This is a genomic window from Burkholderia sp. AU31624 (assembly GCF_020420065.1).
Lineage (GTDB): Bacteria > Pseudomonadota > Gammaproteobacteria > Burkholderiales > Burkholderiaceae > Burkholderia.
The window spans coordinates 61,650-76,038 of sequence record NZ_JAIZRT010000011.1 but is presented as its reverse complement, the minus strand read 5'-3'; the positions used below and the strand labels follow the sequence as shown (position 1 = coordinate 76,038).

Genomic DNA, 14,389 nt, shown 5'->3' with positions numbered 1-14,389 from the left:
TGCCTCTTTACGATTTCGACGAAACGGCGCCGACGGGGCCGGCATGTGCGGGAACGGCGTCGTGCGCGTCGGCCAGTTCGGCCGCAAGATGACGCTCGGCGATCAGCTTCAGCGCGAGCGTGACGAGCGCGAGCAGCGCCAGCACCGACGCCACCGCGAACGCCGCCGCGAAGTTGTATTCGTTGTACAGGATCTCCACGTGCAGCGGCATCGTGTCGGTCACGCCGCGGATGTGGCCGGACACGACCGACACCGCGCCGAACTCGCCCATCGCGCGCGCATTGCACAGGATCACGCCGTACAGCAGGCCCCACCTCACGTTCGGCAGCGTCACGCGGCGGAAGATCTGCCAGCCCGACGCGCCGAGCACGCGCGCGGCTTCTTCCTCGTCGGTGCCTTGCGCCTGCATCAGCGGAATCAGCTCGCGCGCGACGAACGGGAACGTGACGAAGATCGTCGCGAGCACGATGCCCGGCACCGCGAAGATGATCTGCACATCGTGATCCTGCAGCCACGGCCCGAACCAGCCCTGCGCGCCGAACAGCAGCACGTACACGAGGCCCGAGATCACCGGCGACACCGAGAACGGCAGGTCGATCAGCGTCGTCAGCAGCGCCTTGCCGCGGAATTCGAACTTCGCGATCGCCCACGATGCGCACACGCCGAACACGAGATTCAGCGGCACCGCGATCACGGCGACGGTCAGTGTCAGCTTGATCGCCGACCACGCATCGGGATCGGCCAGCGATTCGAAATAGAAGCCGACGCCCTTGCGCAGCGCCTCGACGAACACCGCGGCGAGCGGCACGACGAGGAAAAACGCGAGGAACGCCAGCGCGATGCCCGTGAGCAGCCAGCGCACGACGCGCGACTCGCTGACGGGGTCGAGCCGCTTCGTGGCACGCGCGGCCGGCGACGGGGTTTTCAGCACGACGGTGGCCTCCTGGCTCATTGCTGGCCTCCTGCTGCTGCGGCGGCGGTGACGGTGGCGGGCGCCGGGCCGCTCGCGCCCTTGCTCGTACGGCGCTGCAGATACCACTGCAGCGTGTTGATCAGCAGCAGCATCAGGAACGACACGACCAGCATCACGACCGCCAGCGCGGTCGCGCCCGCGTAGTCGTACTGCTCGAGCTTGGTGATGATGAGCAGCGACGTGATCTCGGATTTCATCGGCACGTTGCCGGCGATGAAGATCACCGAGCCGTATTCGCCGAGCGCGCGTGCAAACGCGAGCGCGAAACCGGTGAGAAGCGCCGGCAGCACGGCCGGCAGCACGACACGGCGGAACGTCAGCCAGCGCGACGCGCCGAGGCACGCGGCGGCCTCCTCCTGCTCGCGCTCGAAATCCTCGAGCACCGGCTGCACCGTGCGCACGACGAACGGCAGCCCGATGAAGGTCAGCGCGACCAGCACGCCGGCCGGCGTGAACGCGATCTTGATGCCGAGCGGCGCGAGATACTGGCCGACCCAGCCGTTGGTCGCGTAAACGGCCGCGAGCGAAATGCCGGCGACCGACGTCGGGAGTGCAAACGGCAGGTCGACGACCGCATCGACGAGCCGCTTGAACGGGAACGTGTAACGCACGAGCACCCACGCGACGAGGAAACCGAACACGGCATTGATCAGCGCGCCGCCGAGCGCGGCCGAGAACGTCAGCCGATACGACGCGAGCACGCGCGGCGACGTGACGGCGGTGACGAACTGGTCCCACGACAGCGTCGCGGTCTTCAGGAACGTGGCGGCGAGCGGTATCAGCACCACGAGGCTCAAATAGGCCACCGTGATGCCTAGCGTCACGCCGAAACCGGGCAGCGCGCTCGGCTTGCGAAAGGTGTACGTCGTCATCGGATGCTCTTGCTGGGTCGATGCTGCTCATGGGTCCGACGCAAACGCCGGCGCAGTGAATCGCGCCGGCGGCCCCGTCGGGGATGCGGCGCGCTATCGTGGCGCGCCGCCGTTGTTATGGCGTTACTGCGGCTTGTAGATCGAATCGAACACGCCGCCGTCCGCGAAATGCGTCTTCTGCGCATTCGTCCAGCCGCCGAAGGTATCGTCGACCGTGTACAGCTTCAGCTTCGGGAACTGCTTCGTCAGCTCCGCCGGCACGTTCTTCGAACGCGGCCGGTAGTAGTTGCGTGCCGCGATCTCCTGGCCCTGCGGGCTGTACAGGAAGTTCAGGTACGCCTCGGCCAGCTTGCGCGTGCCCTTCTTGTCGACCACCTTGTCGACCACCGCGACGGGCGGCTCGGCCAGGATGCTCACCGACGGCACGACGATCTCGAACTTGTCGGTGCCAAACTCCTTGACCGACAGGAATGCCTCGTTTTCCCATGCGATCAGCACGTCGCCGATCCCGCGCTGCACGAAGCTCGTGGTCGCGCCGCGCGCGCCCGAATCGAGCACGCCTGCGTTCTTGTAGAGCTTCGTGATGAATTCCTTCGCCGTCTGCTCGTTGCCGCCCGGCTTGTGCAGCGCGTACGCCCACGCGGCCAGGTAGTTCCAGCGCGCGCCGCCCGACGTCTTCGGGTTCGGCGTGACGATCGAGATGCCCGGCTTGGTCAGGTCGTCCCAGTCCTTGATCCCCTTCGGATTGCCCTTGCGCACCAGGAACACGATCGTCGACGTGTACGGCGACGCGTTGTCGGGCAGACGCTTCTGCCAGTCCTTGTTGACGAGCCCCTTGTTCGCGAGGGCGTCGATGTCGTACGCGAGCGCCAGCGTGACGACGTCGGCCTGCAGGCCGTCGAGCACCGAGCGCGCCTGCGCGCCCGAGCCGCCGTGCGACTGCTTGAAGTTGACGGTCTCGCCCGTCTTCGCCTTCCACTCCTTGCCGAACGCCTGGTTGAAGTCCTGATACAGCTCGCGCGTCGGGTCGTACGACACGTTCAGGAAGGTCGTATCGGCCTGTGCGTGCGTCGCGACGCCCAGCGCCGCCGCCGCGCCCAGCGCGAGTGTTGCGATCAGGCGGCCCACTCCGCCCACCAGCCCCGTATTGCGCTTGCCCATCCTTGGTTCTCCAGTGTTGTCGGTATTGCGATGTCGGGCCAGTCTAACGAACGGGTTACATGATTAAAAATAATCGTTCCTTATTTTTTAATACTCAAAAGTGCTAACGCAGACGGGATGGACGGTTGCGGCGGATGAACCGACGTCCGGGCGTCGTGAAATCGCGTCGGAACCGGCGTGATCGCGTCGAACCTCAAGTAACACTTGAAATTCGCGGACTACTGTATAAAAATACAGCTCACTGTCTATCCATACAGTTGAGCCATGACCAAACTCACCGCCCGTCAGCAGCAAGTGTTCGACTTGATCCGTCGCGCGATCGAGCGCTCCGGATTCCCGCCCACCCGTGCCGAGATCGCGGCCGAACTGGGCTTCAGCTCGCCGAATGCGGCCGAGGAGCACCTGCGCGCACTCGCGCGCAAGGGTGTGATCGAGCTGGCCGCCGGCGCGTCGCGCGGCATCCGCCTGCTCGGCATCGACGATGCCCCGCACCAGTTCACGCTGCCGCACGCCGGCCTGATGCAGTTGTCGCTGCCGCTCGTCGGCCGCGTCGCGGCCGGTAGCCCGATCCTTGCGCAGGAGCACATCTCGCAGCATTACGCGTGCGATCCCGCGCTGTTCTCCAGCAAGCCCGATTACCTGCTGAAAGTGCGCGGCCTGTCGATGCGCGACGCCGGCATCCTCGACGGCGACCTCCTCGCCGTGCAGAAGCGCACGGAAGCAAAGGACGGCCAGATCATCGTCGCGCGTCTCGGCGACGACGTCACGGTCAAGCGCCTGATGCGCCGGCCGGGCGGTCTCGAGCTGATCGCGGAGAACCCCGATTACGAAAACATCTTCGTCAAGGCCGGCAGCGCGGAATTCGCGCTGGAAGGCATCGCCGTCGGGCTGATTCGCTCGGGCGAACTCTGACATTCCGTCTCGCTGAGGAGAACATCATGGAACGCCTTGCCCGTCTGCTGCCTTTCCGTCAATTCGGCCGCCTGCGTCACCTGCGCGGCCGCACGCCCTGCGCACCGCTGTCCGCGGCGGCGCCTGTGCAAGAAGAAGTCGCAGTCGAACGGCAGGCGTCCCTGCTGCCGTCGGCGCTCCCCGCTTTCGCGCGGGTATCGCTGAACGCCGGCCTGAATCACGCCGAACCCGCGCGCCGTGCACCGGTGCGCGTCTATCACGGCCGGTCGCGCCTGATCATGGTCGGCACGATCGATGCCGTGTGCCGGATGATCGATCGCTGCATCGCAGAGGAACGATCGGCCACGCCAGGCGGTCTCTGATTGCGGAACATCCCCGCACCGGAGGCAACGTGACCGGATCTTCGGGCCGCGCATGGCGGCTCAAACCCGTGCTGATCGTCGTGATGGCCGTCGCCATCGTTGCGGCGATCGGCTATGCCTACGCGTCGCCGTACGTGGCGCTCGGTCGTCTGAAATCGGCGATCGATGCGCGCGATGCGCAGGCCATCAGTGAATATGTCGATTTCCCGTCGCTGCGCATCAGCCTGAAGCAGCAGGTCACGGAAGAGTTGATGCGCCGGATCGACGCGGTGAAGAAGAACAATCCGTTCGCGGTGCTCGGCGCGCTGATCGGGTCCGCTCTGATCGGCCCGCTGGTCGATGCGTACGCGACCCCGGAAGGCGTAGCCGCGCTGATGAGCGGATTGCCACCGCGTGGCAATCCAGGAGAGCGTCCACCGGAATGGTCGAATCTGCCGCCAGGCAGCAATACGCCGGCGGCGCCGGCGGCCAATCCGGCTCCTCCGGCAAGCGCAGCCGCTCCGGGTAGCAACACGGCCGCTACCGCTGCGTCATCGCCATCCGCCGCTGCTGCACCGGCCAGCCCGGTCGATGCAACGCATGTGCCGCACCCGCAGCAAACCAGCGCCGGGTACCGGAATATCGATGAATTCGTCGTGACCTACCAGCGCAGTGCCGACGGCACGCGCTATGCGGCGATATTCCACCGCTTCGGCCTGTTCTCGTGGAAGTTGTCCGCAATCGACCTGCATGCTTGAGCGGTCCTGAGTGGCCACGGTCAGCGCCCGCCCCACGGACGTGGCATGACGCCCGACCGGCGCGATCCGCAGGTCAGGCAGTCATCGAATCATTGGATCATTTGCCGTTCGCCGTGGCCGCTTCACGCTCCCGCGCGATTTCTTCCTTCTGCTCCTGCGCCGACGAACACGCCACCAGAATGCTGCAGTTCACGCGATCGAGCAGTTGCGTGTTGCCCGACCCCATCCACCATCTGGACAACCCGCTACGGCACCGATGGCCGACGACGACGAGGTCGGCCTTCAGCTCCGTCGCGAGATTCGCGATTTCGTCGATCGGATAACCGAACGCGAAATGGCCCTCGGCCTGCACGCCGCGCTCGCGCAGCCAGTTCACCCCTTCCTGCAGGATTTCACGCGCGGTTTCCTCGAACCGGCCACATGCGACGTCGGTCAGCAAACCCGCGCTCTGTGCAATGCTCGAGCGCATGTCGACCACCGACAGCAAATGCGTCTCGGCCTTGAGGTCCATCGCGAGATTGGCGCCGCAACGCAGTGCCTTGCGTCCTTCGAGCGTGCCGTCGTAACACAGCAAAATCTTGTTGTAGCTAGCCATGAAACCTCCCTATCGCAACAACGAGCCTACGCATTCATCATGGTGCGCCGCAATTCAGGACGCAAGGGATGGAAAACGCTGATTCGCCCCGCTCGGCTCGTGCGCGATGATGCAGTGCACGATCGGTGCGTACAGGCATCGCACCGTGCAGGCATGCCCTGAAGAGACGCAGCCGATGCACTAGAATGGCCCGTTCGTACTCCAGCGGGCCATCAGGCGCCGGCGTCGTGCGCTTCGGTCATGCCCGTGTGACACGCAATCGTCCGATCGGTTCGTCAACCGGCCACGCATCCGGCAGCGGAGCGCTTCCGCGCCGCCTACAACGACAACATGCCCATGTCCGTTGCACCGATCGATTTCCGGAACGTCGAGAAGCACTATGGCGACAAACTCGTCGTCAACGGCCTGTCCTTCACCGTCCAGGCCGGCGAATGCTACGGCCTGCTCGGGCCGAACGGCGCCGGCAAGACCACCACGCTGAAAATGCTGCTCGGCCTCACGCATCCCGATGCAGGCACCATTTCGCTCTGCGGCGAACCGGTTCCATCGCGTGCGCGGCATGCGCGCCAGCGCGTCGGGGTCGTCCCGCAGTTCGACAATCTCGACCCCGACTTCACCGTGCGCGAGAACCTGCTCGTCTTCAGTCGCTACTTCGGCATGTCGGCGCAGGCCGCGCACGCGCTCGTGAAGCCACTGCTCGAATTCGCGAAGCTCGAGAACAAGGCCGATGCGAAGGTCGGCGAGCTGTCGGGCGGCATGAAGCGCCGCCTGACGCTCGCCCGCGCGCTCGTCAACGATCCCGACGTGCTGGTGCTCGACGAGCCGACGACGGGCCTCGACCCGCAGGCGCGTCACCTCATGTGGGAGCGGCTGCGCTCACTGCTCGCACGCGGCAAGACAATCCTGATCACCACGCACTTCATGGAAGAAGCCGAGCGCCTGTGCGACCGCCTGTGCGTGATCGAGGAAGGCCGCAAGATCGCCGAAGGCGCGCCGCACGCGCTGATCGAATCGGAGATCGGCTGCGACGTGATCGAGATCTACGGGCCCGATCCGGCCACGCTGCGTGACGAACTGTCGGCGTTCGCGAAGCACACCGAGATCAGCGGCGAGACGCTGTTCTGCTACGTGAGCGATCCGGAACCGCTGAGCGCGCGACTCAAGGGTCGCACGGGGTTGCGCTATCTGCATCGCCCGGCCAATCTTGAAGATGTGTTCCTGCGGCTCACCGGCCGCGAAATGCAGGACTGATCGATCATGGATGTCCGCAACTATTCGACCGCCGCACCGTCGGCACCGCCGCGCGTGTCGCGCTTCGCGATCGCGATGCCCGCGAACGCGACCAACTGGATCGCCGTCTGGCGGCGCAACTATCTCGTCTGGCGCAAGCTCGCGCTCGCGTCGATGTTCGGCAATCTTGCCGATCCGATGATCTATCTGTTCGGGCTGGGGTTCGGGCTCGGGCTGATGCTCGGCCATGTCGACGGCGTGTCGTATATCGCATTCCTCGCGGCCGGCACGGTCGGGTCGAGCGTGATGATGTCCGCGAGCTTCGAGTCGATGTATTCGGGGTTCTCGCGCATGCACGTGCAGCGCACGTGGGAAGCGATCATGCATACGCCGCTCGCGCTCGGCGACATCGTGCTCGGCGAGATCGTTTGGGGAGCCAGCAAGGCGATGCTGTCGGGGGCCGCGATCATGCTCGTCGCGGGGGCGCTCGGCTATGCGCGGTTTCCGTCGATGCTCGCGGCGCTGCCCGTGATCGCGCTCGCGGGCCTCGCGTTTGCCAGCATCGCGATGATCGTCACGGCGCTCGCGCCGTCCTACGATTTCTTCATGTTTTATCAGACGCTCGTGCTGACGCCGATGCTGCTGCTGTCGGGCGTGTTCTTCCCGATCACGCAGTTGCCGCCGATCGCACAGCATGCGGCGCAGGCGCTGCCGCTCGCGAATGCCGTCGAGCTGATCCGGCCCGCGATGCTCGGCCGGCCGGCGACCGACGTCGCGCTGCATGTCGCGGTGCTCGCCGGTTACGCGGTCGGCGGATTCCTGCTTTCCGCGTGGCTGTTCCGGCGGCGGATGATGCGCTGACGGCCGGCGCACGGGCGCCGGCTTTCTGCGACGGCCTTACTCGTCGTCGTCGCTCCACGGGATCTCGACGTCGGTCAGGAACGCGACGGTCGCGAGCGGGCCGCCTTCCTGGCGGCCGAGCTTGCCGTCCGCGCGATGCCATTCGACGCGGAACTGCGTGCCCGGATCGTCGGCCAACAGATACACCGTGCGCAGCTCTTCCTTGTCGGCTTCGTCCACCGGGCCGTCGAACGACACCAGCATTTTCTGCGGCCACAGGCCGTTGACCGGATCGTAAATGCGGTCGCCTTGCGGAATGTCGATGCTGGCCTCGACGCCGATCGTTGCGGAGGCCTCGATGATCATCGTGCCGAGTGCGTTCAGCACGGCAGTCGCCCGCGCGGAATTGGCCTGGCGGATCGCGAGATCGCCGCGCGTCAGCGCCTTTTCGAGTCGAGGATGGATCTTCGGTTGGGTCATGCGTTTTCCTGTTTGCTTCTTGTAAATGGCGCCGCACGCGTGAAACGGCGGCGCCGGATGAATACGACGATTGCGCCCTGCTGGCGCGCCGCCCGCGCGCGTCAGAACCCGAGCGCGACCGCGAGCAGGCCGCTCGCGATCCCGAACACGACGACGAGCGTCGCGACGATCGCCAGCATGTAAGGCTTGAACGAACGCGCGAGCATCGCGAGCGACGGCACGCTGATCGGCGGCAGCGTCATCAGCAGCGCGGCGGCCGGGCCGACGCCCATGCCGAGCGACAGCATCGCCTGGATGATCGGCACCTCGCCGGCCGTCGGAATCACGAACAGCATGCCCGCGACCGCGAATGCAATGATCCAGCCGAGATGATTGCCGATGTCCGGGCCGATATGCGGGAACAGCCACGCGCGCGCGGCGCCGAGCAGCAGCACGAGCACGATGTATTCGGGCACGAGCCGCACGGCCATGCGCGCAAGCAGCTTCATCCAGCGAACGAACGGATTGCCGGCCGCGGCCTGCTCGGCCGCCAGCGCGGCGAGCTGCGCATCGTCGATGCTGCGGTCTTCAGGGCGTGCGATACGGTTCAGCAAATAGCCGATCCCGAACACCATCGCGATGCCGAGCACGAGGCGCAGCGCACTCCAGTGCCAGCCGAGCACGAAGCCCATGAACACCAGCGCCGCCGGGTTCAGCACCGTGTTGCCGAGCCAGAACGCGACCGCGCCGCCCGGCGATGCATGGCGCGCACGCAGCCCCGCGACGACCGGCGCCGCACAGCACGTGCACATCATGCCGGGCAGCGACAGCAAGCCGCCTGCGGCGACGCTGCCGAAGCCGGTGCGGCCGAGCACGCGCGCGACCCAGTGCGCGGGCAGCAGCGCCTGCACGGCCGAACCGAGCAGCAGGCCCAGCACCATCGCCTGCCAGATCGCCTTGCCGTACGCCCACGCATAGTCGAGCGCGGCCTTCAGCGACGGCTCGGGCGCGGTCGCCGACGTGCCCATCAGGATCGACTGGCCGATCGAATGGTGCTCGGCGGCGACGAACGCCTTGTTGTAGTACGGAAACCATTTCACATAAAACAGTCCCGCGACCGCGATCAGCAGGAAGGTCATCCAGCCGAGGGCGGGACTGGGTTGGGTGCGTGTGGTCGTCATCGTGTGGTCGTCGATTGGTCTTGGTCGGTTTCGGATGTCGCGCCCGCGGCGAGCGCGGCCGATGCGGGCAACCCGGCCTGCGCGAGTTCGGCCAGCAGCGCGCGCGCCTGATCGCGCCCGTCCGCGGCATTGGGCCGGAACGTGAACGTCAATGCCCGGTTCGGCTTGTTGTACGTCGCGCGATAGGTGCGCGCATAGGCGGGATCGTAATGCTTGTCGATCAGCTCGGTGAACAGTTCGGCCCGTGCGTCCGCATCGATCAGCGCCTTCCAGTGCGTCACCTGCTCACGGCTATGCAGGCCGATCAGCCGATGAAGCTGCGCCTTGAACGCGTCCGGTTCGTCGAACAGGTGGGCGTAATCGTCGAGGAGAAATGCGATGCGCTCGTCGTGCGCCGCGTCGACATGCACCCACGGCCCTGCGTGAAACGCCTCGATCAACGCGATCGGCAACTGCACGAGCCCGATCCTGCGGCTTTCCGATTCGACGAACACGGGCCATTCGGGGTCGAAACGTCCAAGCGTTTCGACGAGCCCGGAATCGAACCCCTTCTGCGCCGGCTGCGGCTTGCCCGGCAGCGCGCCGAGCAGCGAACCGCGATGGCATGCAAGCGCCTCAAGATCGAGTGTCTGCGCGCCCACGTCGCGCAGCGCGTTCAGCAGACGCGTCTTGCCGCAGCCCGTATGGCCGACGAGCGCGATATAGCGAAAGCGCGTCGGCAGCGAGTCGAGCGTCGCGCACACCGACTGGCGGTACGCCTTGTAGCCGCCGTCGAGCTGGCGCGCCTTCCAGCCGATCAGGTTGAACCAGGTCGTCATCGAGCCCGAGCGCTTGCCGCCGCGCCAGCAGTAGATCAGCGGCCGCCAGTTGCGCGGGCGGTCGGCGAACGTCGTGTCGAGATGGCGCGCGATGTTGCGCGCGACGATGGCCGCACCGACCCGGGTCGCCTCGTACGGCGACACCTGGCGGTACATCGTCCCGACGAGCACGCGCTCCTCGTTGCTGAGCACGGGCGCGTTCAGCGCGCCGGGAATATGATCCTCGGCGAACTCGAGCGGCGTGCGCACGTCGATGATCTCGTCGAACTCGCCGGCGCGATCGAGGGTGACAATCAGGTTCTTCAATTTGGCGTCGAACAGGGGCGATGCGGCTCGATGAGCCGCATGGGCACGGAAGGCGGATTGGCGATTATCTCACGGGCCGGCCTCTCGGGCCCCGCGCGGCAGTCGGCGGCGCCGACGCGGCCTGCATCGCGTCGATCAGATGGTCGCGGAATGCGCGAACCGACGCGGGCAGATCGCGCCCCGCCATCGTCTGCACCTGGATGCTGCGCTCGCGCAGCTGCGGGTTCGTCACGGGCACGACGACGAAGCCGTCCGCGGCGCAACGGTCACGCACCGACAGCAGCCCCGTGAACATCACCGCGCCCGTGCGCCGCGCGTAACCGTACATCGCCGCCGTGTTGTTGCTCGTCAGTTCGGGCTCGAGCAGCAGCCCGTCGAGCGCGCACGCGATGTCGATCAGCTGGCGCACCGTCGTGCCGGCCTCGGGCAGCACGTGCGGGTGACGCGCGACATCGGCGAGCGACACGGCTTCCCGCGTCGCGAGCGGATGGTCGTGCCGCACCAGCGCGAAGATCGGCGCGCGCTCGGTGTGGTCGACGCGCACGCCCTTCTCCGGCGCGAGGCTGAAGCTCAACGCGACGTCCACATCGCCATCGCGCACACGCCGCGTCGCGGCCGCCGGCGACACCACCCATACGGAGAAATCGACACCGGGATGGCGCGCCTTGAAGCTGGCCAGCGTGCCGGGCAGGAAATCGATCGCGAACCCTTCCGAGCACGCGATCTTCAGCAGGCTGCCGTGCAGTGCGTCGAGCCCGCCGATGTCCTTCATCACGTGCTCGGCCTCCAGCAGGCTGCGCTGCGCGAACGCCAGCAGCCGCTCGCCGGCCTCCGACAGCGCCATTCCGCGCGGCCGGCGCTCGAACAGCGGTGCGCCGAGCTCGCTCTCCAGTTTCGCGATCTGGCGACTGATCGCCGATACGGCCACGTGCAGCCGCGCGGACGCGTCGCTGATCGAGCCGGTGCGCGCCACCTCGACGAAATACCGCAACGCCAGGCCATGCAGGAAAGCCGCCATCGCTCTGTCTCCGCCCGGCTGCCGGGCTTGCCGCTTTGCCTTTTTGGCAAAGAAAGGTTCGAAATTCGATCATTGTGACAAAAAAAACGACTTCCTAGAATCGATCGCACTTCACGCTGCGTGCCCGATCCGGCGCGTGCAGGAACCCGTCAGAGGAGACCCGACTTGAGCCGTACCGCCGCCATCCAGCACGCGCTGAACCAGTTCGAATCCGGTGCGATCTTCACGACCCTGAGCCGCCGCGTCGGCCTGCGCACCGAAAGCCAGGACAGCGGCAACGAAGCCGCGCTGCGCGCCTACCTGACCGACGAGATCGCACCCGAGGCCGCGCGCCTCGGCTTCACGTCGCGGATCGTCGACAACCCCGTCGACGGCGGCGGCCCGTTCCTGCTCGCCTCGCGCCACGAAGACGACGCGCTGCCGACCGTGCTGATCTACGGCCACGGCGACGTCGTGCGCGGCTACGACGCACAGTGGCGCGCGCCGTTGTCGCCGTGGACGCTGACGGCCGACGGCGACCGCTGGTACGGCCGCGGCAGCGCCGACAACAAGGGCCAGCACACCATTAACCTGGCCGCACTGGCGAGCGTGCTCGACGCGCGCGGCGGCCGGCTCGGCTTCAACGCGAAGCTGCTGATCGAGATGGGCGAGGAAACGGGTTCGCCGGGGCTCGACGCACTGTGCCGCCAGGAGCGCGACGCGCTCGCGGCCGACGTGCTGATCGCCTCCGACGGCCCGCGCATCGCCGCCGCGCGCCCGACGGTGTTCCTCGGCTCGCGCGGCTCGGTCAATTTCAAGCTGAGCCTGCGCGCCCGCGACGGCGCGCATCACTCCGGCAACTGGGGCGGGCTGCTGCGGAACCCGGCAATCGTGCTCGCGCATGCGCTCGCGAGCGTCGTCGATGCGCGTGGCGCGATTCGCGTCGCGGGGCTGCGTCCGCCGCCGATCCCGGCGGCCGTGCGCGATGCACTCGCCGATCTTTCCGTCGGCGGCGGCCCCGGCGATCCGGCGCTCGACGCCAACTGGGGCGAGCCCGGCCTCACCGCGCCCGAGCGCGTGTTCGGCTGGAACACGTTCGAGATCCTCGCGTTCAAGGCCGGCAACCCCGAGCACCCCGTCAACGCGATCCCGCCCGCCGCGTATGCGCACTGCCAGTTGCGCTTCGTCGTCGGCACCGACTGGGAGGCGCTGCACGCGCATTTGCGCACGCATCTCGATGCGCACGGCTTCGCCGACATCGAGATCGACGTCGAGCGCGGCGCACCGGCGACGCGCGTGCCGCCGGACGATCCGTGGGTGCGCTGGGCCGTCGCTTCGCTCGCGCGGACCACCGGCAAGAAGCCCGCGATCCTGCCGAATCTCGGCGGCACGCTGCCGAACGACGTGTTCGCCGACACGCTCGGGCTCCCGACGCTGTGGGTGCCGCACTCGTACCCGGCGTGCTCGCAGCACGCACCGGACGAGCACCTGCTCGCGAGCGTCGTCAGCGAGGGGCTGCAGATGATGGCCGGCCTCTTCTGGGATCTCGGCGACGACGCGCCGGCCGCTCGCCGCGCGGCGCCCGCCGCGGCCGGCGCCGCCCTGTAACGCGCTTCGCCCCTTTCACGGGACCTGCACACACGATGAATACGACCACCCTGACCTCGCAGGAAGCCGCCCGCCCCAGCGCCGCGAAGATCCGGCGCATCATCTTCGCGGCGTCGATCGGCAACGCACTCGAATGGTTCGACCTGATCGTCTACGGCTTCTTCGCCGTAACGATCGCCAAGCTGTTCTTCCCCGCCACCAGCGAAGCGACGTCGCTGATGCTGACGCTCGGCACATTCGGGCTGTCTTACCTGATCCGGCCGATCGGCGGCTTCATCCTCGGCGCCTACGCGGATCGCGCGGGCCGCAAGGCGTCGCTGCTGCTGTCGATCGCGATGATGATGGCCGGCACGCTGCTGATCGCACTGATGCCGACCTATGCATCGATCGGCCTGCTCGCGCCGCTCGGGATCATGCTGTCGCGGCTGATGCAGGGCTTTTCCGCGGGCGGCGAATTCGCGAGCTCGACCGCGTTCCTCGTCGAGCACGCGCCGCAGCGGCGCGGTTTCATGTCGAGCTGGCAGTTCGCGAGCCAGGGCCTCGCGACGCTGCTCGCATCTGGCTTCGGTGCGCTGCTGACCTCCACGCTGACAACCCCGCAACTCGAAAGCTGGGGCTGGCGCGTGCCGTTCCTGTTCGGGCTCGCGATCGGCCCGGTCGGGCTGTATATCCGCCGCTACGTCGACGAAGGCGTCGAGTTCAAGACGCAGGCACGCTCGGAAGCGCCGGTGCGCGAGCTGTTCGCGGAACAAAAGGTGCGGGTGCTGCTGTCGATCGGCGCGCTCGTGATCTCGACCGCGATCAACTACATGATCCTGTACATGCCGACTTACGCGATCAAGCAGCTCGGCCTGCCCGCCTCGACGGGCTTCGCGGCCACGCTCGCGACCGGCTTCGTGCTCACGCTCGTCACACCGGTCGTCGGCCACCTGTCCGATCGTACCGGGCGGATCCGCATGATGGCGGTCGCGGCGGTCCTGATGCTCGTCACCGTGTACCCGACGTTCGCGTGGCTCACGCGTCACGCGTCGTTCGCGACGATGCTCGCCGCCCTGGTCTGGATCGGCGCGCTGAAGGCGATGTATTGCGGCGCGCTGCCGGCGCTGATGGCCGAGCTGTTCCCGTCGCAAACCCGCGCAACGGGGCTCGCGGTCAGCTACAACACGGGTGTCACGCTGTTCGGCGGCTTCGCGCCGTTCGTCATCACCTGGCTGATCAGCGCGACCGGCAACCGGCTGTCGCCGGCGCTCTATCTGATGGGGTGCGCGCTGCTGAGCCTCGCCGCGCTGTTCGTCGCGCGCACGCGGCTCAAGATGCGATAACGGAAGAACCGATGGC

Annotated in this window: 15 protein-coding genes; 7 read left to right on the top strand and 8 right to left on the bottom strand. The window is 67.1% G+C overall.

All coding sequences use genetic code 11. The features are described from left to right. Positions 1-7 precede the first annotated feature (7 nt). From cysW to LGM89_RS32410, 3 genes are all read right to left on the bottom strand, one after another. Positions 8-952: a sulfate ABC transporter permease subunit CysW gene (gene cysW / locus LGM89_RS32420; protein WP_089425349.1), complete on the bottom strand. Its 945-nt coding sequence runs from the start codon at positions 950-952 to the stop codon at positions 8-10. Further along, positions 949-1,845: a sulfate ABC transporter permease subunit CysT gene (cysT, locus tag LGM89_RS32415; RefSeq protein ID WP_226207772.1), complete on the bottom strand. Its 897-nt coding sequence runs from the start codon at positions 1,843-1,845 to the stop codon at positions 949-951. The genes cysW and cysT overlap by 4 nt, the downstream gene beginning before the upstream one ends. Positions 1,846-1,968: 123 nt before the next feature. Next, positions 1,969-3,006 (bottom strand): sulfate ABC transporter substrate-binding protein, encoded by a 1,038-nt coding sequence (locus LGM89_RS32410; protein WP_089440023.1) that lies wholly within the window; start codon positions 3,004-3,006, stop codon positions 1,969-1,971. 264 nt (positions 3,007-3,270) lie between these two features. Between LGM89_RS32410 and lexA the strand changes: the two genes are divergently transcribed. From lexA to LGM89_RS32395, 3 genes are read left to right on the top strand one after another with little or no spacing between them, the layout of a single operon-like run. Beyond that, complete coding sequence (gene lexA, locus LGM89_RS32405; protein WP_009689103.1) at positions 3,271-3,918, top strand: transcriptional repressor LexA; 648 nt, start codon at positions 3,271-3,273, stop codon at positions 3,916-3,918. Between the two features lie 26 nt (positions 3,919-3,944). Then, complete coding sequence (locus LGM89_RS32400; RefSeq protein WP_006476078.1) at positions 3,945-4,280, top strand: hypothetical protein; 336 nt, start codon at positions 3,945-3,947, stop codon at positions 4,278-4,280. A 29-nt stretch (positions 4,281-4,309) separates the two neighbouring features. Next, complete coding sequence (locus LGM89_RS32395) at positions 4,310-5,017, top strand: DUF2939 domain-containing protein (RefSeq protein WP_226207807.1); 708 nt, start codon at positions 4,310-4,312, stop codon at positions 5,015-5,017. Positions 5,018-5,114: 97 nt separating this feature from the next. On the opposite strand, the gene LGM89_RS32390 is transcribed toward LGM89_RS32395, so the two are convergent. Next, positions 5,115-5,612 carry a universal stress protein gene (locus tag LGM89_RS32390; protein WP_039358765.1) on the bottom strand — a complete coding sequence of 166 codons (498 nt, stop codon included), beginning with the start codon at positions 5,610-5,612 and terminating at the stop codon, positions 5,115-5,117. A gap of 336 nt (positions 5,613-5,948) precedes the next feature. On the opposite strand from LGM89_RS32390, the gene nodI reads away from it, so the two are divergent. Together nodI and LGM89_RS32380 are read left to right on the top strand one after the other, a co-directional pair. Then, entirely contained in the window at positions 5,949-6,863 is a 915-nt protein-coding gene (gene nodI, locus LGM89_RS32385) for a nodulation factor ABC transporter ATP-binding protein NodI (RefSeq protein ID WP_244115410.1), read from the top strand. A 6-nt stretch (positions 6,864-6,869) separates the two neighbouring features. Beyond that, entirely contained in the window at positions 6,870-7,703 is an 834-nt protein-coding gene (locus LGM89_RS32380) for an ABC transporter permease (protein WP_089494787.1), read from the top strand. Positions 7,704-7,739: 36 nt separating this feature from the next. Here the strand turns inward: LGM89_RS32380 and LGM89_RS32375 are convergent, their stop codons facing one another. The 4 genes from LGM89_RS32375 to LGM89_RS32360 all read right to left on the bottom strand — a co-directional run bounded on the left by LGM89_RS32375 (position 7,740) and on the right by LGM89_RS32360 (position 11,464). Beyond that, entirely contained in the window at positions 7,740-8,162 is a 423-nt protein-coding gene (locus LGM89_RS32375; protein WP_021157006.1) for a hypothetical protein, read from the bottom strand. Between the two features lie 101 nt (positions 8,163-8,263). Continuing rightward, complete coding sequence (locus LGM89_RS32370) at positions 8,264-9,322, bottom strand: permease (RefSeq protein WP_089494786.1); 1,059 nt, start codon at positions 9,320-9,322, stop codon at positions 8,264-8,266. Continuing rightward, positions 9,319-10,446 carry a tRNA 2-selenouridine(34) synthase MnmH gene (gene mnmH, locus LGM89_RS32365; protein WP_089494785.1) on the bottom strand — a complete coding sequence of 376 codons (1,128 nt, stop codon included), beginning with the start codon at positions 10,444-10,446 and terminating at the stop codon, positions 9,319-9,321. The genes LGM89_RS32370 and mnmH overlap by 4 nt, the downstream gene beginning before the upstream one ends. A 64-nt stretch (positions 10,447-10,510) precedes the next feature. Continuing rightward, entirely contained in the window at positions 10,511-11,464 is a 954-nt protein-coding gene (locus LGM89_RS32360; RefSeq protein ID WP_226275135.1) for a LysR family transcriptional regulator, read from the bottom strand. Between the two features lie 165 nt (positions 11,465-11,629). On the opposite strand from LGM89_RS32360, the gene LGM89_RS32355 reads away from it, so the two are divergent. Both LGM89_RS32355 and LGM89_RS32350 read left to right on the top strand, forming a co-directional pair. After that, positions 11,630-13,051: a M20 family metallopeptidase gene (locus LGM89_RS32355; protein WP_226275133.1), complete on the top strand. Its 1,422-nt coding sequence runs from the start codon at positions 11,630-11,632 to the stop codon at positions 13,049-13,051. 35 nt (positions 13,052-13,086) lie between these two features. Then, positions 13,087-14,373, top strand: a complete 1,287-nt coding sequence (locus LGM89_RS32350; protein ID WP_226275131.1) for an MFS transporter — start codon at positions 13,087-13,089, stop codon at positions 14,371-14,373. The last annotated feature ends 16 nt before the right edge of the window (positions 14,374-14,389 follow it).

What these genes read in the sequence shown, in the direction of transcription:
- cysW (WP_089425349.1), bottom strand. Translation starts at nt 952, where the DNA reads ATGAGCCAGGAGGCCACCGTCGTGCTGAAAACCCCGTCGCCGGCCGCG.
- cysT (WP_226207772.1), bottom strand. Translation starts at nt 1,845, where the DNA reads ATGACGACGTACACCTTTCGCAAGCCGAGCGCGCTGCCCGGTTTCGGC.
- LGM89_RS32410 (WP_089440023.1), bottom strand. Translation starts at nt 3,006, where the DNA reads ATGGGCAAGCGCAATACGGGGCTGGTGGGCGGAGTGGGCCGCCTGATC.
- lexA (WP_009689103.1), top strand. Translation starts at nt 3,271, where the DNA reads ATGACCAAACTCACCGCCCGTCAGCAGCAAGTGTTCGACTTGATCCGT.
- LGM89_RS32400 (WP_006476078.1), top strand. Translation starts at nt 3,945, where the DNA reads ATGGAACGCCTTGCCCGTCTGCTGCCTTTCCGTCAATTCGGCCGCCTG.
- LGM89_RS32390 (WP_039358765.1), bottom strand. Translation starts at nt 5,612, where the DNA reads ATGGCTAGCTACAACAAGATTTTGCTGTGTTACGACGGCACGCTCGAA.
- nodI (WP_244115410.1), top strand. Translation starts at nt 5,949, where the DNA reads ATGTCCGTTGCACCGATCGATTTCCGGAACGTCGAGAAGCACTATGGC.
- LGM89_RS32380 (WP_089494787.1), top strand. Translation starts at nt 6,870, where the DNA reads ATGGATGTCCGCAACTATTCGACCGCCGCACCGTCGGCACCGCCGCGC.
- LGM89_RS32375 (WP_021157006.1), bottom strand. Translation starts at nt 8,162, where the DNA reads ATGACCCAACCGAAGATCCATCCTCGACTCGAAAAGGCGCTGACGCGC.
- LGM89_RS32370 (WP_089494786.1), bottom strand. Translation starts at nt 9,322, where the DNA reads ATGACGACCACACGCACCCAACCCAGTCCCGCCCTCGGCTGGATGACC.
- LGM89_RS32360 (WP_226275135.1), bottom strand. Translation starts at nt 11,464, where the DNA reads ATGGCGGCTTTCCTGCATGGCCTGGCGTTGCGGTATTTCGTCGAGGTG.
- LGM89_RS32350 (WP_226275131.1), top strand. Translation starts at nt 13,087, where the DNA reads ATGAATACGACCACCCTGACCTCGCAGGAAGCCGCCCGCCCCAGCGCC.